Source organism: Pseudonocardia sp. CA-107938 (assembly GCF_050936315.1).
Taxonomy (GTDB): Bacteria; Actinomycetota; Actinomycetes; order Mycobacteriales; family Pseudonocardiaceae; genus Pseudonocardia.
This window is the reverse complement of record NZ_JBNJNA010000002.1, coordinates 1,589,202-1,611,763: the sequence shown is the minus strand read 5'-3', so window position 1 is coordinate 1,611,763 and position 22,562 is coordinate 1,589,202. Positions and strand designations below refer to the sequence as shown.

At 73.8% G+C, this 22,562-nt stretch carries 23 protein-coding genes; 13 read left to right on the top strand and 10 right to left on the bottom strand.

What is annotated here, in order from left to right; translation table 11 throughout:
• Window positions 1–4 precede the first annotated feature (4 nt).
• Window positions 5–1,156 (top strand): MFS transporter, encoded by a 1,152-nt coding sequence (locus ACQEVB_RS40560; protein ID WP_432985224.1) that lies wholly within the window; start codon window positions 5–7, stop codon window positions 1,154–1,156.
• Here ACQEVB_RS40560 and ACQEVB_RS40555 read toward each other — a convergent pair.
• Window positions 1,151–1,921 carry a FadR/GntR family transcriptional regulator gene (locus ACQEVB_RS40555; protein WP_432985221.1) on the bottom strand — a complete coding sequence of 257 codons (771 nt, stop codon included), beginning with the start codon at window positions 1,919–1,921 and terminating at the stop codon, window positions 1,151–1,153. The genes ACQEVB_RS40560 and ACQEVB_RS40555 overlap by 6 nt on opposite strands.
• A gap of 46 nt (window positions 1,922–1,967) precedes the next feature.
• Complete coding sequence (locus tag ACQEVB_RS40550) at window positions 1,968–3,101, bottom strand: 3-isopropylmalate dehydrogenase (protein ID WP_432985218.1); 1,134 nt, start codon at window positions 3,099–3,101, stop codon at window positions 1,968–1,970.
• 255 nt (window positions 3,102–3,356) lie between these two features.
• Here ACQEVB_RS40550 and ACQEVB_RS40545 point away from each other — a divergent pair, with 255 nt between their 5' ends.
• Window positions 3,357–4,820, top strand: coding sequence for an aldehyde dehydrogenase family protein (locus ACQEVB_RS40545; RefSeq protein WP_432985215.1), 1,464 nt, complete (start codon window positions 3,357–3,359; stop codon window positions 4,818–4,820).
• 16 nt (window positions 4,821–4,836) lie between these two features.
• On the top strand, window positions 4,837–5,601 hold the full coding sequence (locus tag ACQEVB_RS40540) for an SDR family NAD(P)-dependent oxidoreductase (RefSeq protein ID WP_432985212.1): 765 nt from the start codon (window positions 4,837–4,839) through the stop codon (window positions 5,599–5,601).
• On the opposite strand, the gene ACQEVB_RS40535 is transcribed toward ACQEVB_RS40540, so the two are convergent.
• Window positions 5,585–6,403: a glycoside hydrolase N-terminal domain-containing protein gene (locus ACQEVB_RS40535; RefSeq protein WP_432985209.1), complete on the bottom strand. Its 819-nt coding sequence runs from the start codon at window positions 6,401–6,403 to the stop codon at window positions 5,585–5,587. The two genes, ACQEVB_RS40540 and ACQEVB_RS40535, sit on opposite strands and share 17 nt — an antisense overlap.
• Before the next feature lie 178 nt (window positions 6,404–6,581).
• Between ACQEVB_RS40535 and ACQEVB_RS40530 the strand changes: the two genes are divergently transcribed.
• Both ACQEVB_RS40530 and pip read left to right on the top strand, forming a co-directional pair.
• Window positions 6,582–6,956: a DUF4267 domain-containing protein gene (locus ACQEVB_RS40530; protein ID WP_432985206.1), complete on the top strand. Its 375-nt coding sequence runs from the start codon at window positions 6,582–6,584 to the stop codon at window positions 6,954–6,956.
• A gap of 22 nt (window positions 6,957–6,978) precedes the next feature.
• Window positions 6,979–7,941 carry a prolyl aminopeptidase gene (gene pip / locus ACQEVB_RS40525; RefSeq protein WP_432985203.1) on the top strand — a complete coding sequence of 321 codons (963 nt, stop codon included), beginning with the start codon at window positions 6,979–6,981 and terminating at the stop codon, window positions 7,939–7,941.
• 281 nt (window positions 7,942–8,222) lie between these two features.
• On the opposite strand, the gene ACQEVB_RS40520 is transcribed toward pip, so the two are convergent.
• From ACQEVB_RS40520 to ccsB, 4 genes are all read right to left on the bottom strand, one after another.
• Entirely contained in the window at window positions 8,223–9,086 is an 864-nt protein-coding gene (locus ACQEVB_RS40520) for a DUF222 domain-containing protein (protein ID WP_432985200.1), read from the bottom strand.
• On the bottom strand, window positions 8,998–9,438 hold the full coding sequence (locus tag ACQEVB_RS40515) for a hypothetical protein (protein ID WP_432985197.1): 441 nt from the start codon (window positions 9,436–9,438) through the stop codon (window positions 8,998–9,000). The genes ACQEVB_RS40520 and ACQEVB_RS40515 overlap by 89 nt, the downstream gene beginning before the upstream one ends.
• A 384-nt stretch (window positions 9,439–9,822) precedes the next feature.
• Window positions 9,823–9,975: a hypothetical protein gene (locus ACQEVB_RS40510; protein ID WP_432985194.1), complete on the bottom strand. Its 153-nt coding sequence runs from the start codon at window positions 9,973–9,975 to the stop codon at window positions 9,823–9,825.
• Between the two features lie 379 nt (window positions 9,976–10,354).
• Complete coding sequence (ccsB, locus tag ACQEVB_RS40505) at window positions 10,355–11,254, bottom strand: c-type cytochrome biogenesis protein CcsB (RefSeq protein ID WP_432985191.1); 900 nt, start codon at window positions 11,252–11,254, stop codon at window positions 10,355–10,357.
• Window positions 11,255–11,288: 34 nt separating this feature from the next.
• Here ccsB and ACQEVB_RS40500 point away from each other — a divergent pair, with 34 nt between their 5' ends.
• The 8 genes from ACQEVB_RS40500 to ACQEVB_RS40465 all read left to right on the top strand — a co-directional run bounded on the left by ACQEVB_RS40500 (window position 11,289) and on the right by ACQEVB_RS40465 (window position 18,559).
• Window positions 11,289–12,455, top strand: coding sequence for an MFS transporter (locus ACQEVB_RS40500; RefSeq protein WP_432985188.1), 1,167 nt, complete (start codon window positions 11,289–11,291; stop codon window positions 12,453–12,455).
• A complete protein-coding gene (locus ACQEVB_RS40495; RefSeq protein WP_432985185.1) occupies window positions 12,448–12,858 on the top strand; it encodes a BlaI/MecI/CopY family transcriptional regulator in 411 nt (136 codons plus the stop codon). Before ACQEVB_RS40500 ends, ACQEVB_RS40495 begins: the two co-directional genes overlap by 8 nt.
• Window positions 12,855–13,766, top strand: a complete 912-nt coding sequence (locus ACQEVB_RS40490) for a M56 family metallopeptidase (RefSeq protein ID WP_432985182.1) — start codon at window positions 12,855–12,857, stop codon at window positions 13,764–13,766. The genes ACQEVB_RS40495 and ACQEVB_RS40490 overlap by 4 nt, the downstream gene beginning before the upstream one ends.
• 125 nt (window positions 13,767–13,891) lie before the next feature.
• Window positions 13,892–15,214, top strand: a complete 1,323-nt coding sequence (locus tag ACQEVB_RS40485) for an MFS transporter (RefSeq protein ID WP_432985180.1) — start codon at window positions 13,892–13,894, stop codon at window positions 15,212–15,214.
• A gap of 53 nt (window positions 15,215–15,267) precedes the next feature.
• On the top strand, window positions 15,268–15,936 hold the full coding sequence (locus ACQEVB_RS40480) for a GntR family transcriptional regulator (protein WP_432985177.1): 669 nt from the start codon (window positions 15,268–15,270) through the stop codon (window positions 15,934–15,936).
• A gap of 30 nt (window positions 15,937–15,966) precedes the next feature.
• Entirely contained in the window at window positions 15,967–16,827 is an 861-nt protein-coding gene (locus ACQEVB_RS40475) for a dihydrodipicolinate synthase family protein (RefSeq protein ID WP_432985174.1), read from the top strand.
• Window positions 16,824–17,885 carry an exo-alpha-sialidase gene (locus ACQEVB_RS40470; RefSeq protein WP_432985171.1) on the top strand — a complete coding sequence of 354 codons (1,062 nt, stop codon included), beginning with the start codon at window positions 16,824–16,826 and terminating at the stop codon, window positions 17,883–17,885. Before ACQEVB_RS40475 ends, ACQEVB_RS40470 begins: the two co-directional genes overlap by 4 nt.
• 23 nt (window positions 17,886–17,908) lie before the next feature.
• Entirely contained in the window at window positions 17,909–18,559 is a 651-nt protein-coding gene (locus ACQEVB_RS40465) for a maltokinase N-terminal cap-like domain-containing protein (protein ID WP_432985168.1), read from the top strand.
• Between the two features lie 6 nt (window positions 18,560–18,565).
• On the opposite strand, the gene ACQEVB_RS40460 is transcribed toward ACQEVB_RS40465, so the two are convergent.
• The 3 genes from ACQEVB_RS40460 to ACQEVB_RS40450 all read right to left on the bottom strand — a co-directional run bounded on the left by ACQEVB_RS40460 (window position 18,566) and on the right by ACQEVB_RS40450 (window position 22,549).
• The gene (locus tag ACQEVB_RS40460; RefSeq protein ID WP_432985165.1) at window positions 18,566–19,381 is read right to left on the bottom strand and encodes a sugar phosphate isomerase/epimerase family protein; all 816 of its coding nucleotides are present in this window, start codon (window positions 19,379–19,381) and stop codon (window positions 18,566–18,568) included.
• The gene (locus ACQEVB_RS40455; RefSeq protein WP_432985162.1) at window positions 19,374–19,760 is read right to left on the bottom strand and encodes a RidA family protein; all 387 of its coding nucleotides are present in this window, start codon (window positions 19,758–19,760) and stop codon (window positions 19,374–19,376) included. Before ACQEVB_RS40455 ends, ACQEVB_RS40460 begins: the two co-directional genes overlap by 8 nt.
• 62 nt (window positions 19,761–19,822) lie before the next feature.
• Window positions 19,823–22,549 carry a helix-turn-helix transcriptional regulator gene (locus ACQEVB_RS40450; protein ID WP_432985159.1) on the bottom strand — a complete coding sequence of 909 codons (2,727 nt, stop codon included), beginning with the start codon at window positions 22,547–22,549 and terminating at the stop codon, window positions 19,823–19,825.
• Window positions 22,550–22,562 lie beyond the last annotated feature (13 nt).

The window sequence follows — 22,562 nt, the reverse complement described above, 5'->3', positions numbered from 1 at the left end:
AGTCGTGTATCGTTACACAGCCACGGCGTTCCGCCGTGGCGCACCGACCGTCCTCAGCTACGCCGCCCTGCTCTGCTTCACGTTCTGGAACTACGGGTACGGGCCGGCGCTGACCCTGCTGCGCGCCGAGCTGCACTTCTCCTACACGTTGCTGGGCGTCTACACGGCCGCGTGGTCGGCCGGCGCAGTGCTGACCGGGATCGCGTTCCCCGCGCTCGCGCGCCGGGTGTCCCGCGCCGGGCTGCTGTGGGGCTCGGCGCTCCTGTCCTCGGCAGGAGCCGTCCTGTTCGTGCTCGGCCCCGGCGTCGCGCCGACGCTGATCGGCGGTGGCCTGCTCGGGCTGGGCGGCACGACGCTGCTCACCGTCATCCAGGCGGTCCTCTCCGACCAGCACGGTGACCAGCGCGAACGGGCACTCACCGAGGCCAACATGGGCGCCGCGGCGTGCGCCGTGCTCGCCCCGCTGGTGCTGGGCGCGCTCGCCGGCACGGTGCTGGGCTGGCGGGCGGCCTTCGTCCTGCCGGTGCTCGGGCTCGTGGTGCTCAACGTCCGCTACCGGCGCCACCCGCTCCCCCGGGCGGCGCCCGACCACCCGGCGGGGACCGCGCGGCTGCCGCGGGCGGCCCTGCTGTTCGCCGGCCTGGTCGCGGCCAGCATGGCCGTCGAGTTCTGCCTGGTCTACTACGGCGCGGAGCAGCTCGCGGCGATCGGCCTGCCCACGGCGGCCGCCGCCACGGCCATGAGCGCCCACTACGTCGGGCTGCTGGTCGGACGCGTCGCCGGCGCGCTCGCCACCCGCCGCCCCGGACGCACCACCGCGCTGCAGTTCGGGTCGCTGGCCGGCACCGCGGTCGGGTTCGCGCTGTTCTGGCTCGCTCCCCTGCCGGTCGCCGTCGTCGGCCTGTTCCTGGCCGGGGTGGGCATCGCCAACCTCTACCCGCTGGCCCTGGCCCTGGCGCTCGGCTCCGCACCGGGCCGGGAGGACCGGGTCAACGCGCTGTCGCAGGTGCTCGGCGGCCTGCTGGTCGTCGGCGCGCCGTTCGCACTCGGCGCGCTGGCCGACGCCGTCGGGCTGACCGCCGCGTACACCGTCGAGCCCGTCCTGATCGGGCTGTGCCTGCTGTTGCTGCTCAGCGGCCTGCGCAGCCGCTCATGAGCCGGGCAGCCGTCCCCCGCACTCCCGCACCAGGTCGGCCATGATCGCCCGGTCCGCCTCGTCGACGTGGTCGGCGTAGTAGGCGTAGAGGGTCTCGCGGGCCAGGCGGGAGGCGAGCAGCCCGTCGCGGTCGGCGATGGCGTCGAACACGGCGCGGTGGTGCCTGATCGACTTCAGCATGAGCGCGGTCCGGTCGTCGGCGTCGAGGATGGTGCGCTGGATCAGCGCGAGCACGGCCTCGCGGGTGACGTCGCCGTAGATCTGCACTAGCTGGTTGCCGCCGGCCTCGGCGATGATCTCGTGGAACTCCATGTCGGCCTGGCTGAACTCCGCGTACCCGCGGCGCAGGCACTGCCGCATGCGCGCCATGTTCCGTTCGAGGGCGACGAGCTGCGCGTCGGTACGGCGGTTGGCGGCGAGCAGGTTGGCCGACGCGTCGGCGATCATGCGGAACTGGACGAGCTCGGCGAGGCTGAACGCCTTCGCCGAGGTCAGCATGGCCACGGACCGGCGGACGGGCCCCGCCGACACCGGCAGGACCAGCGGACCGCGTGGGTCGCGCGGCCGCGACCGGACCAGCTCCATGCTCTCCAGCACGCGCAGCGCCTCGCGGACCGACGCCCGCCCGATGGAGAACTTCTCCACAAGCTCGCGCTCGCTGGGCAGCCGCTGACCGGGCCGCAGCTCCCCCGATGCGATCGCGTTCTGGACGTACTCGACCACCCGCTGGAAGACCCGCTCGTCGGCGGCTGGCTCGATCGTCACCGCGCACCTTCCCGGAAGCTCGGCCTCGACCCGAGCGTACCGGGCCTCAACCGCTGAGCGGGGCCAGCCGCGCCAGCGCCGTCATCAGCGACAGGTCGGGGTCACCGATCTTGCCGGGGTCGACGTCACCGACGCGCTCGGCGATCCGCCTGCCGATCTCGGCGGTGTCGGCGCCCATCGCGGGCCCGGCCATGGCGGGCAGCTCCGCCAGGACGGCGCCCACGGCCGCCTCCAGCGCCAGCGCGGCCTCGCGCTCACCGAGGACGGCGAGGCACAGCGCGGCCGACAGTGCCGCCGCCACCGGGTTGGCCCAGCCGGTGCCGGCGATGTCCGGCGCGGAGCCGTGGACGGGCTCGAACATGCTCGGCGCGCTGCCCGTCGGGTTGTGGTTGGCGCTCGCCGCCACTCCGAGACCGCCCTGCACGGTGGCGCCGAGGTCGCTGATGATGTCGCCGAACAGGTTGTCCGTGACGACCACGTCGAACCGGCCGGGATCGAGCGGCAGGTGCAGGCACATGGCGTCGGCGTGCACGTAGTCGTGCTCCACGTCCGGGTAGCGGGCGCCGACCTCGTCGACGACGTCCTGCCACAGCTGCCCGGCGTGCACGAGGATGTTCTTCTTGTGGCAGAGCGTCAGCCGCTTGCGCCGGGCTGACGCGAGCCGGAACGCGAACTCGACCGCGGCCGTGGTCGCCGGCACGGTGGTGATCGAGTTCTGGAACGCGACGGCGTCCGGCGTGCCGGCGTGCGCGGTCGAGCCGCTGCCGGTGTACAGGCCCTCCGTGTTCTCCCGGACGATCACCAGATCGCAGTTCTCCGGCGTCACACCGGCGACCGGGCTCATCACGCCCGGGTAGAGGCGGACGGGCCGGATGTTCACCGACTGGCCGAACGCCACGCGCAGCGCCACGATCAGGCCGCGTTCGAGGATCCCCGGCGGCACACGCGGGTCACCGACCGCGCCGAGCAGGATCGCGTCGTGCTCGCGCAGGCGGGCGACGGACTCCTCGTCGATCGCGACGCCGGTCGCCAGGTAGTGCTCGGCGCCCAGCCCGACGTCCGTGGTGCGCACCTCGAACCCGAAGCGGTCGGCGGCGGCGTGCACCCCGTCGAGAGCGGCCGCGGTCACGTCGGGTCCGATCCCGTCGCCGCCGATGACAGCGAGGTGGTGGGTGCGCATCGCCGGCCACCCTCTCCGTTGATGGCGAGATCTGGATACAGCGGACTCAAGACTGATGGAGTCGTTGCTCGACGTCAAGGCGAGCCCAGAGATGTCCGCGTTGTGCCTGGTAACTGTCGCTTGCGCTTGACGCGGCTCGCGACGGAAGGCATCCTCGTGGGCGCACAACTGGTCGGACCAGCTGACCCGCACGGCGTTCCGCCAGCCTCGCCGTAGACCAGGCGGGGACCACCGCGGTCCAGAGGAGATCTGCTGATGGGCTCGACGACGAGCATCGTTCTTCCCGCCGTCCCGGCCGGCCTGCCGGTGGGCCCGGGATGGCGGACCGATACCGGGGAGGCCCCCGTCGTGTTCCCCTACGACGGGTCCATCGTGGCGCACGCCCCCGTCGGCACCGTGGCGCACGCACAGGCGGCCCTCGACGCGGGAGTGGCCGCGGTCCGTCCGGTCGGCCGACTCACCTCGGCCGTCCGGCGCGCGATCCTGATCGACGTCGAGCGCGAGCTGGCGACGCAGTCCGAGCAGTTCGTCGAGCTGCTCGTCGCCGAGACCGGCAAGACCCGGTCGGACTGCGCGGTGGAGTTCTCCCGCACCCTGTTCACGTGGGCGGCGGCGGCCGAGGAGGTGGCGCGGCTGCACGGCGAGACCGTGGCGCTGGACGTGCAACCCGCCGGCGCCGGTCTGATCGGGTTCTGGGTGCGCAAGCCCATCGGACTGGTCATCGGCATCGCCGGGTTCAACGCGCCGCTGCTGCTGGCCAGCCACAAGATCGCCCCCGCGATCGCCGCCGGCTGCCCGGTCATCTGCAAGCCCGCCCCGGCGACCCCGCTGGCCACGCTGTGGCTGGCCGACATCGTGCGCCGTGCCGCCGTCGCGCACGGGGCGCCGCCGGAGATCGTGCAGGTCGTCACCGGCGACGCCGAGGTCGGGCGGACGCTGGTCACCGACCCGCTCATCGGCGCCGTGTCGTTCACCGGCTCGGCCGAGGTGGGTCACCGGATCGCCCGCGACGCCGCACCCCGCAAGACGCTGCTCGAGCTGGGGTCGAACACCGCGCTCGTCGTCGACGTCGACGCCGACGTCGCCAAGGCCGCCGACGCGGTGCTGCGCGGCGGGTTCTACTTCAACGGCCAGGCCTGCATCGCGGTGCAGCGGATCATCGTGTGCGCCGCGGTGCGCGACGCGTTCGTCGCCGCACTGACCGAGCGGATCGGCGAGCTGACCGTCGGGGACCCGCGCGACCCCGCGACCCGCGTCGCGCCCCTGATCGACCCGGCCGCCACCGAGCGCGTTCTCGCGTGGATCGCCGAGGCGGAGCAGGCCGGCGCCAAGGTGCTGCACGGCGGCCGGGTCGTCGACCGCACGATCGAGCCCACGATCCTGCTCGACGTCCCGGAGACCGCGAAGGCGTGGTGCGAGGAGGTCTTCGCCCCGGTCGTCGCGATCAACTCGGCCCCCGACCTGTCGAGCGCGCTGGACACGGTCAACCGGTCCCGCTACGGGCTGCACGCCGCCGTGTTCACCCGCTCGCTCGCCACCGCGTTCACCGCCATCGACGAGCTCGACGTCGGCGGTGTCGTGATCAACGAGGTGCCCGGGTTCCGCTCCGACGTCATGCCCTACGGCGGGGTCAAGGACTCCGGCATCGGGCGGGAAGGACCGCGGTTCGCCATCGAGGAGCTGACCGTGACCCGCATGGCGATCATCCGGCCCCAGTGACCGACGGAGTAGGGGTATGACCGACTACAGCACACTGTTCCGGCTCGACGGCAAGCGCGCGTTGCTCGTCGGGGCCGGTGGGATCGGCCGCGAGGCGGCACGCGCGCTGGCCGCCCACGGCGCGCACGTCATCTGCGCCGACAAGGACGCGGCGACCGCAGAGGAGACCGCCCGCGCCGTCGACGGGGAGGCGCGCGCGCTCGACGTGACCGACGCGGCGGCCGTGCACTGCGCCGCGGACGAGATCGGCGCCGTCGACGTGCTGGTGCTCACCGCGGCGACGAACGTCCGCAAGCGCATCCTCGACTACTCCCCCGCCGAGTTCGACCGCGTCGTCTCGCTCAACCTCACCGCCACCTTCACGGTGCTGCAGGCGTTCGGCCGGGGCATGGTCGAGCGCCGCGCGGGCAGCATCGTCGTGTTCTCGTCCGTGCGGGGTCTGGTGGTCGAGCCGGGCCAGTCCGTCTACGCCGCGACGAAGGCGGGGGCGATCCAGCTGGTCAAGACGGCGGCCGCCGAGTTCGGCGAGGCCGGGGTGCGGGTCAACGCGATCGCCCCCGGCGTCGTCGAGACCCCGTTGACGGCGCAGATCAAGGCCCAACCGGACTGGTACCGCGCCTACGCGACCAAGAGCGCGCTCGGGCGCTGGTCGAAGCCGGAGGAACTGGCCGGCGCCGTCGTGTTCCTCGCCTCCGACGCGGCGAGCTACGTCACCGGCGCCACGCTGATGGTCGACGGCGGCTGGACCGCCGTCGACGGCCGGTTCACCCCGCCCACCTGATCGTCTCCCGCGGCTGACCACCGCACCGTCGTCCGGCTCGGGCGCCGACCATGACCCCCGCGGGCAGGCCGAACCCCAGCTCCATGCGCTCGTACGCGGGCGCCTGCAGCGCCACGTGGCGGCGCAGCAGCCGCGGGTAGTCGATCGGGAGCGCGGCCAGGCGGCGGCGCAGCGCGGGCCCCTGGCCGGAGCGGTCCAGCGCGGCCAGCAGCACGAGCCGCAACGCGCCGCGGACGACCGCCGCGGCACCGTCGACGTGCGCCGGGCCGTCCACGGCGACGAGCCGCGTGACGGCGCCGGGGCCCGTGGCACCACCGGGGATCGTCAGCAGCACCTCACCGGGGCCGCCGGTCTCGGCCTGTGGGCCGGGGTCGGGGCGGCTGGTGGAGAGCCGGACGGTGAGGTCGATGGCGGGCCCGACCAGGTCGTACACCAGCACCTTGTCGGCGCGGGAGACGAACGCGCGGCTGCGCCACGAGCCGGAGACATCGGTCCAGTGGACGGTCACCTCGCCTGTGCGGAAGTCCGCCTCGCGGCGGTAGTCCGCGGCCGGCGCCAGCACCGCGCGGTCCAGCTCGATCACGACGCCGCGGTGCCCCTGCTGGTCCGTCGAGCTGCCAGGCAGCGGGTAGCGCCGTCCGCTCAGCAGCAGTCGTTCCGCCAGCGGGTCGCCCAGCATGACCAGGCCGCAGTCGCCGTCGCCGGACCGGAAGCCGTCCTCCCAGCGCGTGGCCGGCGCGGTGTCGTGGCTGCCGTGCCGCCCGACGACGCAGCGCGCTGCCCGGTACGTCGGTGCCGCCATTGCCCACCCTGATGTCCCAGATCGATACGCATCGACGACGGAGCAGCGTAGCGACGTCCCGATCCGCGCACAACGGTGCAGCAAGCACACGTCCGACCTTCTAGCGTCGCTAGATCTTCTGTCGTCGGCATGCTACCGTCGATCTCGTTCCTAGCACTGCTAGCTCATGGAGGTTCCTGTGCTCACCCCCACCGCCTACGGCCTCGCCGTCCTGCTCGACGTGTTCATCGTCTTCATCGGGGCGCGCTTCCTGTTCGCGCCCCGGGCGGCCGCCGCGGGCTACGGCGTCGCGGCCAAGCCGGGCGGCGACCGCGCCTACCTGACGATCAAGGGGCTGCGCGACGGCACGAGCGGGTTGGTCGGGCTCGCACTCCTGCTCTTCGCCGGCCCCGCGGCCGCGGCCTGGTTCGCCCTGGTCATCGCGCTGGTGCCGCTCGGTGACACGGTGATCGTGCTGCGCAACGGCGGCACGAAGGCCACCGCGTTCGGCATCCACTTCGCGACCGCGGTCGTCGTCCTGATCAGCGCGGCCCTTCTCTTCGCCGTCGCCTGACCGCCGCCGTAGGCTCACCGCCATGCCGGCGGGGGCCACGGATCACGTCAACAGGTCGGGTCGGCTGGACGTCGGCGACGGCCACTCCCTGTACTGGGAGGACTGGGGCAACCCGGACGCCGAGCTCGTCGTCGTGCACCTGCACGGCGGGCCGGGCGCCGGCTTCTCCGACAGCCACAAGAGCCTCTACGACCCTGCCCGGCACCGGGTGGTGTTCCACGACCAGCGCGGCTGTGGTCGCAGCACGCCGTTCGCCGCGACGGAGCACAACACCAGCCGGCACCTCGTCGCCGACGTCGAGGCGCTCCGGCGACACCTCGGACTGGGTCGGGTGGTCGTCGCGGGCGGGTCGTGGGGCTCCACCCTCGCGCTCCTGTACGCGATCGCCCACCCCGACGCGGTCCGCGCCCTGCTGCTGTGGAGCATCTACCTGGCCACCCAGTTCGAGTCGGACTGGGTGAACGAGGGCTACCCCCGCCATCACCTGCCGGCGGAGTGGGAGCGGTTCATCGGCCACGTCCCCGCGGAGCACCGCGGCAGCGGGACGTCGGTGATGCGGTTCTACGCCGACCAGCTCCGCTCTCCCGACCCCGCCCGCCGACAGCTCTTCGCCCGGGAGTGGACGCTGTGGGAGTCGGCGCTGCTGTCGGTGCAGTACGACCCGACCACGCTCGAGGCGGAGATCGCGGACGACCCGGCCACGCTCAGCATCGCCATCCTGGAGACGCACTACTTCCTGGCCGGCTGCTTCGTCCCCGAGGGCCACATCCTCGACAACCTCCCCACCATCACCCACATCCCGGCGATCGCCGTGCACGGACGGTTCGACCTCTGCACCCCCGCCTCCAGCGCCCACCACCTCGCCACGGCGTACGGCCCACGACTGGACCTGCGCTGGGCCAACAGCGGCCACCTCCGCACCGACCCGGAGATGCACGCCGCCTTGCGAAAGGCCGCGGCAGAACTGCTCGACCAGCACCCCTGACCGCGGGCGACGTGGAACCGGAGGCTCGGCTGTCGACCGGTCTGCCCGGCGGACGCAGTGGCTTCTCGGGGCTCCGCCCCGAACCCCGGCCCTCCTCTGGTGGAGCGGGAACGAGCGGGTCGGCTCCACCGCCGACCGGTCGCCCTGACGGGATGCCACAGCCCCGGCCCGCCCGCAAACGGTGAAACGTGTTTGCGGCCGGACCGGTGCTGCGGCGTTGCTGCGCACGCCCGATCGACGGTGGAGCCTCACACCTGCCTGCGGGCACAGTGCTGTCCCGGTCACGGCGCAGCCCACAGATCAGCCATCCAGGGTGGCGGGATGAACTCCGGTTTCCCGGACGACATGTCTATGCGCCACTCGGTCGAATGGACTTGATCATGATGCTGGCAACACAACATGACCAGGTTGTCCAAGGCGGTCGCGCCGCCGTGTTGCCACTCGATCACATGATGGACCTCGCACCACGACGGTGGTCGATCACAGCCGGGGTGGGCGCAACCGTGATCGCGCAGGGCAACCACGCGGCGCAACCAAGGCGGGACCAGGCGGCGGGTACGGCCGACATCGAGAGGTTGGCTGTCCCCGTCGAGCACGACCGGGACCAGGTGGGCATCGCACAACAGCCGCCGCAACTGCCCGGGAGTCAACTGTCCCCCGGTGTCCAGCATCGCCGTACGGGCCCGGTCTTCCAGATCGTCGAGGCGGATCGTGACGGTGACCCGCGGGCGTTCCCCACCGACCTCGCCGGAGGCGCCGTGGCCGAGGGCGAACCCGCAGATCTCCGCCAACGCCGCAGCGTTGCGCTCCGCACTCGTGGTGCCCCGATTCTCGGGAGTCGGTCGGGTGCGCGCCTCGATCGCGGTGCGGATCGCCGCGAACGCCAACGGATCCTCGAACTGCCCACGCAGCCACCCGCTGCCATCAGCGTTGGCACCCATCTGCAGTTCGTTACGACCGGGCCGCTCATCCGGCTCCGGCCCGTCCAAATCAGCCGCCGCCAACAGCTCCAGCCCCATCAGCCGCACTTCCCGCGGAGTGAAGGTGCGGGCCGCCTCACCGAGGCTGGCCTCGATCGAGACCCGATCCGCGAGACTGATCCGGGAGGCCGGCCGGGAGTTCATCAGCGCGGCGATGGTGTCCACATGCCGCACCATCGGCGAACGCGGCCGCGGTGGCCGGGAGCACCGGCTCCAACGGCTCGCCGTCCAGGGCGACCCGCGGCCCAACGTGCTCGGCGACGGTGACATGCCGGCGGGAAGTCTCGTGATCCCAGCCAAGCAGATCCTTCAACCCCGCAACGGTGGTGCGGTAGCCCTTCTCGGAAAGGGTGCCGTCGCGCTCGACAGCGGCGATCGCGGCAACCTTGGCCCGGTCGACCTGCCGTGACACACCCTCGAGAACGAGGAGTGCGGCGAGGGGGTCGGGGTTGTCGGAGATGGCCGTGAACGCCTGCTCGATCAGGCTCGCGGCCTGGGCGAGTGGGTTCTCGGTCATGCCCCAATGATACCCGAACGCAGGTTCGAACGGGTGCCGGTTGTCGCAGGTCAGACACCGTTTGGCGCCGGGTCGAATGACGAAGATCGACACGGGTGAGATGAACATCAGCGGGGTTCTGGGCGCGGAAATCCCCGCTCAGGTTCATCTCGCCCGTGTCGATCACGAATAGGCGCGGGTAAGTGGCTCCACCGTCGGCCGGACAGCTCCACCGGAGGGAGGCGCCGGGGTCCGGGGCAGAGCCCCGGAAAGACCGCAACCACCGCGCCGCTGGTCAGGACGAGTCACGGGCCGAGCAGCCGCCGCGGCGCGAGGTGCACTACTCGCGATCCGTCCGCCCGATGAGGACATGTGCTTGCACACGACGGGCGCCGTGCGCGCGACTCACCGCACCGCGCGCCCGCGAACGGCCCCGAACACGGCAGTGCCGACGAACAGCACCAGCGCCACGATCGCCAGCCAGAACAACGACTTCACGACGAACCCCACCACCGCCAGCACGACCCACAGCACCAGCAGACCGATGATCAGACCCATGAGACACCGCCTTCGTCGGGCGACCGGCCGCGCGGCCGCAACACGGTGTCTTCCCCGCGGGGCAGGGTGTCAACCTTCGCGCGCCGTCCACACGCCGACAGAGACGCGGTAGCGCTCGTCCGTCATCGCCACGCCCCACAGCTCGGTCATCGGCGAGACGACCAGCAGCCTTCGCTCAGGACGAGCAGGCCGTGCCCGTACGCGGCGGGCGGGTCGGCGGCGTCGCCCACCGTGAAGCGCACGTCCACCTCGCGCTGGCGGGCTGCCCGGGCCCGCCGGACCATCCGCGGTGGCCGAGCTCGGCGAGCAGCAGCCGTCAAAGTCGGCCTCGACGTCCCAGACCTCGGCCTCCGTCCCCGGACCATCCGAGGGAGCACCGTCAGTACCCCGCGTACGAGTGCAGACCGGCGACGACGAGGTTGACGACGAACAGGTTGACGACCACGGTCGCGCCGGCGGCGACGTTGATCCACGCCGCGCCGCGGGTGCGCCAGCCCGCTGTCGCGCGGGCGTGCAGGTAGGCGGCGTACACGACCCAGGAGATGAACGCGACGGTCTCCTTGGGGTCCCATCCCCAGAAGCGGCCCCACGCCGACTCCGCCCAGATCCCTCCGGCGACGATCGCGAAGGTGAACACGGGGAAGGCGACCGCGGTGAGCCGGTAGGCGAGCCGGTCGAGCTCGTCGGCGGGTGGCAGCGCGCCGACGATGCGCGGTACCCGGTCCGAGCGGGCCGCGACGACGGCCGCCGACGCCAGCCCGGCCAGGAGGAGCACGCCGGAGGACAGCGCGACGGTCGTGACGTGCACCGCGAGCCACGGCGACCGCAGCGCGGGCATCACCGGTCCGGCCGCGACGTGCAGCGCGGTGCCGCCGAGGAACACGAGCACCGACACGGGGGCGAGCACGAACACCCCGATCCGGCTCAGCTGCGGCCGGCGACGCAGCCGGACGAGCCACGTGACCACCATCGCGAACGTGATCACCGCGGTGAACTCGTACATGTTGGCCAGCGGCCAGCGGCCCGTTGCGATCGCGCGCAGGACGATCGACGCGGCGTGCAGCCCGGCCCCGGCGACGGTGACGTACGCGGCCATGCGGCCGAGGCGGAGTCCGACCGGCCGCGTGACGTCGGGCGCGGGGCCACCGACCGCCGCCGCGACGACCGCCCGCGCGGCGCCGACCGCCACGCGGTCGCCGATGACGAGGTCGACCGCGTGCACCAGCATCGCGACGACGTAGGCGGCAGCTGCCGCGAAGTAGCACCAGTCACCGAGCATCATCCGCCTCCGTCTTTCTGCTACAACTCGTAGTGTGACGAAACGTAGCAGAGCCGTCCGGGAGCCGGTCCTCGGTCTTCAGGTCGTCGTACTGGTCGACCTGCTCGGGCTGACGCTGATGCTCCCGGCGCTGCCGTTCCACGTCCTGGACCTCGGTGGCGGCGGCACCGGCCTGGGTGCGGTCCTCGCGAGCTTCTCCCTCGCGCAGTTCGTCGCGGCACCGCTGTGGGGACGCTGGTCCGACCGCGCCGGACGGCGTCCGCTGCTGTTGCTGAGCCTGGCCGGCTCGTGCCTGTCGCTGGCCGCGATGGCGCTCGCGCCGTCAGTCGGGTGGCTGGTCGTCGCCCGCCTGCTCGCCGGCGCCTGCGGCGGCAGCATCGGCGTGGCGCACGCCTTGGCCGCGGACCTCACGAGCGTGGACCGCCGGACCGCGGCGATGGGCAGGTTGGGCATGTCCGTCGGTGCCGCGTTCACCGTCGGGCCGCTGCTGGGCGCGCTGCTGGCCGGTGCCGGGTTCGCCGCGGTCGCGGCCGCCGGGGCCGGACTCGCCGCGCTCGCGTTCGTGCTCGCCTGGTCGACCATCCCGAGGACACCCGTCGAGCGGGCCGACCACGCGGAGCCGGCCGCTCGGGGCACGGGCCGGGTGTGGCCGCTGGTGGTCGCGGTGGCGGCCGGGATGCTCGCGCTCGTCGGGCTGGAGTCGAGCGTCGGGCTCCTGGCCGGCACGTGGTTCGCGGCGGGGCCCCGGTTCGTCGGTGTCGTCCTCGCCGCCGCAGGCCTGACGATGACGGTCGTCCAGGCGCGCCCGCTCGTCGTAGCGGCGGCGCGCTGGGGCGAGCGGCGGGTCGCCCTGGCCGCGGCGGCGTGCATGGTCACCGGGCTGGCGCTCCTCCCGCTGACAGAGCCGATCGCGTTCGCGGTCGTCGTGGCGGTCGTCGCGGCGAGCCAGGGCGTGCTGGCCACGGCGTGCACGAGCCTGCTCTCCCGCATGTCCACCACCCCTCGCGGCCGCGTCATGGGCCGGGCGCAGTCCGGCGCGGCGGCGGCACGCGCGATCGGCCCGGTGCTGGTCGGCGCCGGTTTCGACGTCACAGCGACCGCTCCCGTGTGGATCGCCGCATCGGCCGCGGCGGCCGCCGGTGCCGCGGTGGCGCTGTCGGCCGCGCCGGTGGAGCCGGATGCGAGACTGGCCCGTGGATGAGCCGGACCTGGGCGGGCCGGCCGGAGGAGGCGGGGTGGGCCGGCAGCGCGGCGAGCTCGAGCAGGACGTGATGAACGTGCTGTGGCGGCAGTCCGCGCCGGCCGCGGTGCGCACCGTCCTCGCCGCACTCGGCGACCCCGACATCGCCTACACGACGGTGAAGACGGTGCTCGAACGCCTCACCCGCAAAGGGATCGTCACGCGGGTGCAGGTCGACCGCTCGTGGCACTACAGCGCGGCCGGGTCACGCGACTCCTACGTGGCAGAGCTGATGCTCGCGGCACTCGACCGCACCGCCGACCGCGACGGCGCGCTCGTCCGCTTCGCCCACACGGTCAGCGAGACCGACGCCGCCGTCCTGCGCGCCGCCCTCGAGCAGAACGCCCCCGACGAGCAGCCGTGATCTACCTCGTCCACCACGCAGTGACGCTGACGGTCGGCGTGCTCACGATCGCCGCGCTCACCCGGTCCTCGCGCAGCCTGGGCGCGCCGCGGACATCGATCCTGTTGTGGCAGGCCAGCACCCTGACGGTCGCCCTGTCCGCGGTCGGGCTGCTGCTCACGGCGGGCCTGCGGCCCTACGCGCGCGGCATCGTCCCCGGCCTGACCGCGCTCACCGCCGACCTGACGACGGGAGCACCGCTGCCCACCACCGCGCAGCTGATCGCGGTCGGCACGGGTCTCGCCGTCGTCGCCGCGATGGTCGCGATCCAGGCCGGCAGCTCGTGGCGCTGCCACCGTCGCCGGTCGCGCCACCGGCAGCTCCTTGACCTCGTCGCCGCGCACGACGCCGACCGGCACGTCCACGTGCTCGACCACCCCGCCGTGACCGCCTACTACCTGCCGGGGCGCACCGGCTGCGTCGTGGTCAGCCGAGGCGCGCTGAGCGTCCTCACCCCCGACGAGCTCGGCGCCGTCATCGCGCACGAAGAGGCGCACGCCCGCTACCACCACCACATCGCGCTCGCCCCGTTCCAGGCCCTGCACCGGGCGGTGCCGCTGCGCCCGTTCCGCGTGATGGCGAACCGGATGGCGCTGCTCGTCGAGCTGTGCGCGGACGACGCGGCCGCCCGCCGGGTCGGGACGGCACCGCTGGTGTCCGCGCTCCGCTCGATGCGGCGGCACGCCGTGCTGCCGGCCACCCCGCTCGACACCCTCGCCGCCGGCGTCACGGCGCTGGACCACCGCATCCGGCGGCTCGACCGGCCGGCCCCACGCCGGCGCTCCGCCACCCCGATCGGAGCGGTCGCGGTCGCGGCCGCCCTCGTCGTGGCGGCCACTCCGCTCAGCCTGTTCGCCCTGCCGCTCTGAGTCCGAGCGACTGTACCGATCCAGTGAGCTCATCCGTTGACGGTTAACCGTTTACCGTTCACCCTTGTCGCGGCACATGGACGTGCTGCCTCCACCCGGAGGTCCCCCACGCGAGAGGCGTTGGCATGGTCGTCGCGACCGCGTTGCAGCAGGACCGTCGCTACACCTGGAAGGTCACGGGCTCCAGCTTCCTGGGCAACACGCTGGAGTACTACGACTTCCTGGTCTACGGAACGGCCGCTGCCGTCGTCTTCCCGAAGGTCTTCTTCCCGGACGCGAGCGGGTTCGTCGCCACGCTGGCGGCGTTCGGCACGTTCGCGGTCGGGTTCCTGGCCCGGCCGCTCGGCGGGTTGTTCTTCGGGCGCCGCGGCGACCGGAGCGGACGCAAGTCCACGCTGCTGATCACGCTGACGGTCATGGGGCTGTCGACGATCCTGATCGGCCTTCTCCCGGACTTCCACAGCATCGGGGTCGTCGCGCCCGTGCTCCTGGTCCTGCTGCGGCTGGTGCAGGGCTTCGCAGTCGGGGGCGAGTGGGGCGGCTCGATGATCATCGTCCTGGAGTCGGCGCCGCCGCAGAAGCGCGGCTTCTACAGCGCATGGCCCAACACCGGCGGCTTCTCCGCCCAGATCCTGATCACCGGCGTGTTCGCCTGGGTCTACACGCTCCCCCAGGACGACCTGCTCAGCTGGGGCTGGCGGGTGCCGTTCCTCCTGTCTGCGGCGATCCTGGTGGTCACGTTCTGGATGCGGCGCTCGCTGTCGGAGAGCCCGGTCTTCACCGAAGCGGTCGCGCCCGTCACCGACGAGGTCACGAGCGGCCGGCCCGGCACGATCCTCGGCACCTTCCGCGAGGACTGGCGCAGCCTGCTGCTCATCCTCGGCCTGCGCTTCGCCGAGGCGCTGCCCTACTTCCTGCTCACGGTCTTCGCGCTCTCCTACGGCAAGACCATCGGCGTCGCGGCGAGCACGCTCAACACCGCGATCCTCGTCGCCTCGGTCGTGGCGTTCGTCGCGCACGGCGTCTTCGCGCTGGTGTCCGACCGGATCGGACGCCGACCGGTGTACTTCTTCGGGGCCGCCGTCGTGTTCGTCATGGCGTTCCCGTTCTTCGGGATGCTGCAGTCCGGCTCGTTCCTGCTCATCGTGCTGGCCTACGTGCTGGTGCTGAACGTCGGCCACAACGCGATCAACTCGATCCAGCCGGCGTTCTTCGCGGAGCTCTTCCCGGCCGACCGCCGCTACACGGGTGCCGCGGCCGGTCGCGAGATCGCGTCGATCCTCGCGGGCGGGCTCACCCCCTTCGTCGCCACCGCGCTCGCGGGGGCGGACGGCAGCCGCTGGCCGCTGGTGGCGGGTTACGTGATGCTCGGCGCGCTGATCACGATGATCGCGGTCTGGAAGGCGCCCGAGACGTTCCGCCGAGATCTCACGGCGGTGTCCGGATGACCGTCGACCGACTACGGTCGACGGAGAACCGAGCACCGAGAGGACGTCTGCGCATGGTCACCGGCCCGGTCCGTCACGCACCACTCGGCGAGCAGCTGCTCGACCAGCTGCGCGCGCTGATCGTGCAGGGCGGGGTCCGGCCCGGCACCCACCTCGTCGAGGGCGCGCTGGCCGAGGAGTACGGGGTCAGCCGCGGCCCGGTGCGCGACGCGCTGCGCCAGCTGGAGATCGAGGGCCTGGTGGAGAGCCGCAAGCGCGGAGTGTTCGTCCGCGGCCTCACCGACACCGACCTGGTCGAGCTGTACGCCGTGCGCCAGACGCTGGAGGCTATGGCGATCCGCGAGACCATCGCCCGCCTCGCCGACGCCGACTGGCGTCCCGTCGACGCGGCGGTGGCGGCGATGCGCGCGGCCGCGGCCGATGCCGATCCCACCCGGTTCGGTGCCGCCGACCTGGACTTCCACTCGGCCTTCTACACGATCGCCGGCAACCGCAGGCTCGCCGCGACCTGGGGCCTGCACCGCCCGATCTTCGCCGCGATGCTCGAGGTCACCAACACCGACCGCGACCTGGCCCCCGTCGCCCAGGACCACGCCGACCTCTCGGCGACCATCCGGTCCGGCGAGGTCGAGCCCGCGCTCGCGGCGCTCGCCCTGCACCTGGACGGCTCCTGCGCCCGCATGCGATCCGTGCTCGCCGCCCAGCTGCGCGACGCGTCCTGACCCCTCTCCCACTGCGAACGAGGCACCACCATGTCCCGAGCCGAAGTGCTCGCCGCCCTGCCCACCTTCTTCGACGTCCGCGGTGAGCTCGACCGCCCCACGACGGCGGCCCACCTCGACTGGCTGGCCACCCGCGTCGACGGCGTGTTCGTCGCCGGCACCACCGGCGAGTTCCCCGCCCTGGACCGACCCGAGCGGGTGGCGCTCGCCGAGCTGGCGCTGGCCGCGTTCGGGGCCGATCGCGTGGTGGTGCACGTCGGGGCGGCGAGCACCCGCGAGGCCGTGGCGCTCACCCGGGACGTCGTGGCCGCGGGTGTGCGCCGCGTCGCGGCGCTGACGCCGTACTACCTGCCGGCGGACGCCGACGCCGTCGCGCGCCACTTCGCCGCGATCGTCGCGGCCGCCGGGAACGCCGCGACCTACGGCTACCTGTTCACCGAGCGCAGCGGCGTCGACGTCACGCCGGCCGAGTTCGGCGGGATCGCAGCCGCAACGGGGCTGGCGGGGGTGAAGCTGTCCGGGTCGGCGAACGACCAGCTCGATGCCTACCTGGACGCCCTGCCCGCGGGCGCGCGGCTGTGGTCGGGCGCCGACACCACGCTGGGCGCGGTCGTGCGACGGGGTGGGGCCGGCATCGTGTCCGGGCTCTCCGCGGCGTTCCCGGAGGTCTTCGCGGCGCTCGCCGACGCGGTCGCGACCGGCGACGCCGCTGCCGAGCGGGCCGCGCAGCAGCGCGCGGACGCCGTGCTCGCCGCCACCCGCGGCAGCGTGGAGGGCATCAAGCATGCGCTGACCCTGCTCGGCTTCGGCACCGGAGCGCTGCGCATGCCCGCGCCCGCCCTGCCCGATCCCGACGCGATCGCCCGGCTGGTGCCCGCCCCGGTCGCGTGATCCGCACCTTCCTGACCATCGACGATCCGCGGTGGACGCAGTGCCACGCCTCCACCGTCTCCCCCGACGGACGGGTCGCGGCGTGGTTCGCCGGCACCCGGGAGGGCACGCCCGACAACCGGATCGTCCTGTGGCGAGACGGAACCACCACCGTCCTGGACACCGGGCACGACGCGGCGCACTGGAACCCCGTGCTCGCCGACGGGCCGGACGGGCAGCTGTGGCTGTTCTGCAAGGTCGGCCCGCGGATCTCGGAGTGGCGCACCCTCGTCACCCGCTCGGACGACGGTGGCGCCACCTGGGAGCCGGCGCGCGAGCTGGTGCCGGGTGACGCGTCCGGGGGTCGCGGCCCGGTGCGGACGCCGCCGCTGCTGACCGCCGACGGGCTGTGGCTGGCCGGTGCCTCCGTCGAGCGGTGGGGCGCGCCGCCGCGCTGGGACCCGTTCGTCGACGTCTCGACCGACGCCCGCACCTGGGAACGCGCGGAGATCCCGGTCGACCGCGCCGGCCTGCGCGGCGCCGGGCACATCCAGCCGTCGCTGTGGGCCGGCAGGTCCGGCGTGGTCGCGCTGATGCGCAGCACCGAGGGCCACGCGTACCGGTCCACGTCACCGGACGGCCGCTCCTGGACCCCGGCCGAGCCGACCGGCCTGCCCAACAACAACTCCGGGCTCGCCGCCGTCGCCCTCCCGTCCGGCCGGGTCGCCTGCGTGCACAACCCGTCGTCGGACGACTGGGGCAGCCGCTGCCCGCTGACGATCTCCGTCTCCGACGACGACGGCCTGACCTGGCGTGCGGCACTCGTCGTCGACGACGGCCGGACGCCGGTCGACGAGTCGGTGCCGCACGACGCGAGCGCCGACCCCGGCGGGTTCGCCCCGGGCGACGCAGGTGTGGTGACCAGCGGGGTCGGCGAGTACTCCTACCCGACGGCCGTGGTCCGCGGCGACGAGCTGGTCGTCACCTACACGTGGCAGCGACGCGGGATCGTGCTGGCCCGGTTGCCCGTCGCGGTGCTGGAAGCCGATCTCGGCCGGCTCGACGGTTCCGCAGGGTGACCGGTCGCCTGTAGCGTCTGCCCATGTCACTGACCCCTCCCGGAGCCCAGCTCACCCCGACGCTGCGGGCCCTGGTGGCGGCGTGGGTGCCGGACCAGCCGTGGGCGCGGGCCCCGCTGACCGACGAGCTGGTCGGGTCGTTCCGCTTCGCCGATCCCGACGGCGAGGTCGACATCGAGACCCATCTCGTGCGCACCGCCGACGGCCGGGTGCTGCAGGTGCCGGTGACCCACCGGCCCGAGCCGCTCGAGAACGGCGACTTCGCGCTGCTCGGCACGGTCGAGCACCCGGAGCTGGGCACCCGCTGGGTCTACGACGGCTGCGCCGACCCGGTCTACTTCGCCGCCCTGTGCACCACGATCCTCGCCGGCGGCCACGAGTCCGCCCCGCATCCCGACGACGACGCGCCGCGCGTGCACGTGCGGGGCAGCGGCGGCGTCATCACCGACGGCACCGCGGTCGACGCCACCGTGCCGATGCAGCGGTTCGACGCCGGCGGCATCACGGCCATCGACACGGGGGTCCTGCAGGTCGGCGTGCAGCGCGCCGTCGGAGAGGGCGCACCCGACGACGGCTCGCGCGAGCGGGGTCCCACCCTCACCGGCATCTGGCCGGGCGTCGACGAGCCGGTCCTGCTGGCGTTCTTCCGGCCCGGCCTCCGGCGCCGCCGCTGAGCCGGCTCAGCCCAGCGCCTCGTCCAGGACCGCCCGCGCCGTCGACGCGGCCTGACGCGCCGCCTCGGCAGCAGGGAGCGCCCGCAGCTGCGGGGTGTTGACCTCGACGCTCCACGGCCCGGTGAACCCGGCGGCCGCGGCCGCCCGCACCAGGCCGACGACGTCCAGCTCGCCGGTGCCGGGCAGTTGCCGGGCCGCGCGCGCGTGGTGCAGGTACTCCGCGGGGGTCGCGGGCCGCACGTACGGCCCGTCGTTGAGCTGGACGGCGGCCACGGGCACATCGGCGAGCATCCCCGGGTCGCCGCCGCCGTTCCAGAACTGCCAGACGTCCACCATCAGCCCGGCGCCCGCCGTGCTCGCCAGACGCAGCAGGTCCGCGGCCGCGGCCGGACCGTCCAGCGCGGACCACGGGAACGCCTCCAGCGCGAGCAGCAGGCCGCGGGCGGCGAGCCGGTCGGCCAGCTCCCGCAGCCGCTGCGCGGCGGCCGTCCGGTCCAGGTCGCCGGCACGGAACTCGCCGGTGCTGACGTGCCGTCCACCCACCGCGTCGGCGACGGCCTCGATGCGCTCCACGAGCGCGGTGTCGGGGCCGTCGAGCGCCCAGCCGCCGAGGAACTCGATCTCGACGACGCGCAGCCCGGTCGCGTCGAGGACGGCCCGCATGTCCGCCGGCGGCGTGCGGTCCAGCTCGTCGACGTGGACGCCGATGCCGGCGAACCCGGCGTCGGCCGCCGCCCGGCAGCGCTCGGCGAACCCATGGCGCGGCGGCTCGGCGAACCCGGCTCCGGTGAGTGTGTAGTGGCTCGCGACCAGCTCAACCACGGTAGGCGGCGACCTCCACCATGAAGCGGGCGTGCTCGCCCGCCCGTCCGAAGTCCGTCGACTCGATCGCCGAGCGCGCGGGCCGGTGGTCGCCGAACCGCCGCGCCCACACCTGGTTGAACGCGGGCCGGTCGCGCTGCAGCGCGCGCATGACGATCCCGACCCGGACGACGTCGGTGAGCGTCGCCCCGGCCGCGGCGAGGATCGCCTCCAGGTTGTCGAAGAGCTGCTCGGCCTCGGCGGTCGCGTCCTCGGGGATGGCGTGGTCGTCCGGGTGCGCGCCGAACAGCGCCGACACGTGGATCCAGCCACCCGCCTCCACGGCCTGCGGGACGGGCCCGGTGTGCGTGGGCGCCGCATCGGTCCGGATGATCCTCACGCGTCCACCCTCGTCAGCGCGGTGGTCCGGTGCAACGCCCTTCCGTGCAGTGGGAACGCGGATCAGTCGATCCCGCTGTCCGCCAGCTGCCGGCGCCCGGTCACGCCGAGCTTCTGGAAGACGTTGCGCAGGTGGTACTCGATCGTCTTGATGCTGACGACGAGCTCGTCCGCGATCTCGCGGTTGCTCCGGCCGGCGGCCGCCAGCCGGGCGACGACCAGTTCCTGCGACGTCAGCTCCGTCCGGTCGCGGGTGGCGCGGCGCGCCGGGTGCAACCCGGAGCCGGCCAGCTCCTTCGCGCACCGCTGCGCGTAGGGCAGCGCACCGAGGGCGGTGAACCGGTCCTCGGCCGCGGCCAGCAGCTCCGCCGCGCGCCGCCGCCGACCCGCCCTGCGGAGCACCGCACCAGCGGCGAGCTCGATCCGGGCGCGTTCGAACGGGGCCCGCAGACCGTCCGAGACGTCGAGGGCGTGCGCGAACGCCGCCTCGGCCGCGTCGATCCGGCCGAGCGCGGCCTCCACCCGGCCGCGGGACCTGGCCAGCCGGGCGATCGAGGACCGCCGGCCCCGCTCCGCGGCGCGGTGCTCGTGCGGGACGAGGAACGCGTCGGCCTCGGCAGCGCGCCCGACCCCCACCAGCGCGTCGGCGTAGAGGTCCTGCCACGGCCAGAAGCCGGGCTCGTCGACGGCGTCGCGGTAGCGGAACCCGCACACCGGCTCGAGCGCGGCGACGACCGCGGCCGCGTCGCCCTGCGCCTCCCCGATCCGCGCCCGTGCCATCCCTCGCGCGACGACGGACCGCTCGTAGCCGGCGGTGCCCTCGCCCATGGCGCGCACGTGCGCCGTCGCGGTCGCCCAGTCGCCGCGGGCGGCCGGCACGAGCACGGCGATGCCGACGACCGCGGCCTGCATGAACCCGAAGTCGGACTGCAGGTTGACCGCCACCGCCCGTTCGGCGTGGACGGCCGCGCCGTCCCACTCCCCCGCCGTCCACTCGGCGCGCGCCAGGTAGGCCAACCCGAACGCGGTGGTGTTGAGGATGCCCAGCCGCGTCGCCGTCGCAGCCACCGACTCGAGGTCCGCGCGCGCACCGTCGAGGTCGTCGTCGACGAGGCGCAGCACACCCCGCGCCGATCGGGGATTCAGCCACAGCTCGTCCGCTCCGGCGTCCTCGTCGGCGGCCTTCCCGACCGCGGCAGCCGCCTCCGCGCGGCCTGCGTAGCCGAGCCCGTGCAGCAGGTAGGTCTGCGTCACCGCACGCGTTGCGGTGCCCGGTGCCGTGTGGGCGAGCGCGCGCTCGCACCACTCGACGGTGCCCGCGGCGTCGAGGCGCCCGTAGTGGTGGATCGCGATGGCGGTGGCGACGGCGGCGAGGGTCTCGCTGTCGGCTCCGTCGGCGGCTGACCAGGCGGTCGCCAGCAGGTGCTCCGCCGCGGCGGGATCGTCGGCCGCCGTGGCGAGCGAGCCGAGGACGGCGTCGCGCAGCGGCCCTGGCGGGAACGTCGCGATCTCCTGCGCGAACGGGCTCGCGCTCGCCGCGTCGCCGCGCAGGAGCGTCCACTCGACGGCCTGCAGCACCCGCCGCTGCGCCTCCGCCGGGGCGGTGCTGAGCCGGCTGGCGTCGACGAGGTGCGCGGACGCGCTCTGCCACGCCTGCCGCTCGGCCTCCGCGTCGGCGAAGCGGGTCAGGTCGGCCGCCAGCTCGTCGTCGGGCTCGGCCGCGGCCGCCACGCGGTGCCGCAGGATCTCGGCCTCGTCGGTGACGACACCGGCGGCCGCGGTGTGCAGGGCGTGGCGGCGGGCAGGTCCCATCGTGTCGTGGACGGCCGCGCGCACCAGCGGGTGCGGGAACGACAGCACCCACGGCGTGCGGGACTCGTCGGTCACGAGCAGCTCGGCGCGCACCGCCTCGTCCAGTGCCGGCAGCGGCGCGTCGAGTCCGGCGACGGCGGCGGCGAGCGGCAGCGGGCAGTGCGGGCCCAGCGCGGCCGCCCCCTCGACGAGCGCGCGGGCCGCGGCCGAGCATCGGCCGAACCGGTCCTGCACCAGCACCCGGAACGAGCGCGGCGAGGGCAGCGGCTGCTGCAGCGGCACCCATCGGTCCGGCGGGAACTCCTCGATCAACGCCTTGGCGTGCAGCGGGTTGCCCTGGGTGCCGTAGCGCAGCCGCTGGGCGGCGGTCAGGCCCAGCTCGTGCACACCGAGCCCGCGGGCGAGCTCGAGGAGGTCCTCCTCGTCGAGGCCGCGCACGCGCAGCGTGCTGCCGCGGTGCCCGTTGACGAGCCGGTGCAGGCTCTCGGGCAGCGCTGCGACCTCCTCGGCCCGCGCGGTGAACAACGCGAGGAGCGGCTCGGCCACCAGCCTGCGCAGCGCGAAGACCAGCGCCATCATCGACGGCAGGTCGGCCCAGTGGGCGTCGTCGACCACGAGGACGACGGGCATCTCCCCCTCGATGCGGTCCACCATGTCGAGGATGCGCGTCCCGACGCTGACGGGATCGGGGACCGGCTCCGCGCCCAGCGCGGCGAGCAGCCCCGCCCCGGCGGCCCCGGCGGACCGGGCCACCTGCTCCACCACCCCGTTGGCGAGCAGCGCCTCGGTCTCCTCGCCGCCGCTGCGCAGCACGACGAGCGGCTGCTCCACACCGGCGAGGAAGTGCTCGACCAGCGCCGTCTTCCCGATGCCGGGCGGCCCGTCGATCAGGACGACCTGCGGGTCCCCGGCGACCGTCTCCGCGAGCCGGGAGCGCAGCGCCGCCACCTCGAGCTGCCGTCCGACGAAGGGCGTCATGTCCGTCCTCCGT

Bases quoted from the DNA above. Each gene is read 5' to 3' on its own strand.
- ACQEVB_RS40550 (WP_432985218.1), bottom strand. From the start codon at position 3,101: ATGCGCACCCACCACCTCGCTGTCATCGGCGGCGACGGGATCGGACCC.
- ACQEVB_RS40545 (WP_432985215.1), top strand. From the start codon at position 3,357: ATGGGCTCGACGACGAGCATCGTTCTTCCCGCCGTCCCGGCCGGCCTG.
- ACQEVB_RS40540 (WP_432985212.1), top strand. From the start codon at position 4,837: ATGACCGACTACAGCACACTGTTCCGGCTCGACGGCAAGCGCGCGTTG.
- ACQEVB_RS40535 (WP_432985209.1), bottom strand. From the start codon at position 6,403: ATGGCGGCACCGACGTACCGGGCAGCGCGCTGCGTCGTCGGGCGGCAC.
- pip (WP_432985203.1), top strand. From the start codon at position 6,979: ATGCCGGCGGGGGCCACGGATCACGTCAACAGGTCGGGTCGGCTGGAC.
- ACQEVB_RS40515 (WP_432985197.1), bottom strand. From the start codon at position 9,438: ATGACCGAGAACCCACTCGCCCAGGCCGCGAGCCTGATCGAGCAGGCG.
- ACQEVB_RS40510 (WP_432985194.1), bottom strand. From the start codon at position 9,975: ATGGGTCTGATCATCGGTCTGCTGGTGCTGTGGGTCGTGCTGGCGGTG.
- ccsB (WP_432985191.1), bottom strand. From the start codon at position 11,254: ATGCTCGGTGACTGGTGCTACTTCGCGGCAGCTGCCGCCTACGTCGTC.
- ACQEVB_RS40485 (WP_432985180.1), top strand. From the start codon at position 13,892: ATGGTCGTCGCGACCGCGTTGCAGCAGGACCGTCGCTACACCTGGAAG.
- ACQEVB_RS40480 (WP_432985177.1), top strand. From the start codon at position 15,268: ATGGTCACCGGCCCGGTCCGTCACGCACCACTCGGCGAGCAGCTGCTC.
- ACQEVB_RS40475 (WP_432985174.1), top strand. From the start codon at position 15,967: ATGTCCCGAGCCGAAGTGCTCGCCGCCCTGCCCACCTTCTTCGACGTC.
- ACQEVB_RS40465 (WP_432985168.1), top strand. From the start codon at position 17,909: ATGTCACTGACCCCTCCCGGAGCCCAGCTCACCCCGACGCTGCGGGCC.
- ACQEVB_RS40450 (WP_432985159.1), bottom strand. From the start codon at position 22,549: ATGACGCCCTTCGTCGGACGGCAGCTCGAGGTGGCGGCGCTGCGCTCC.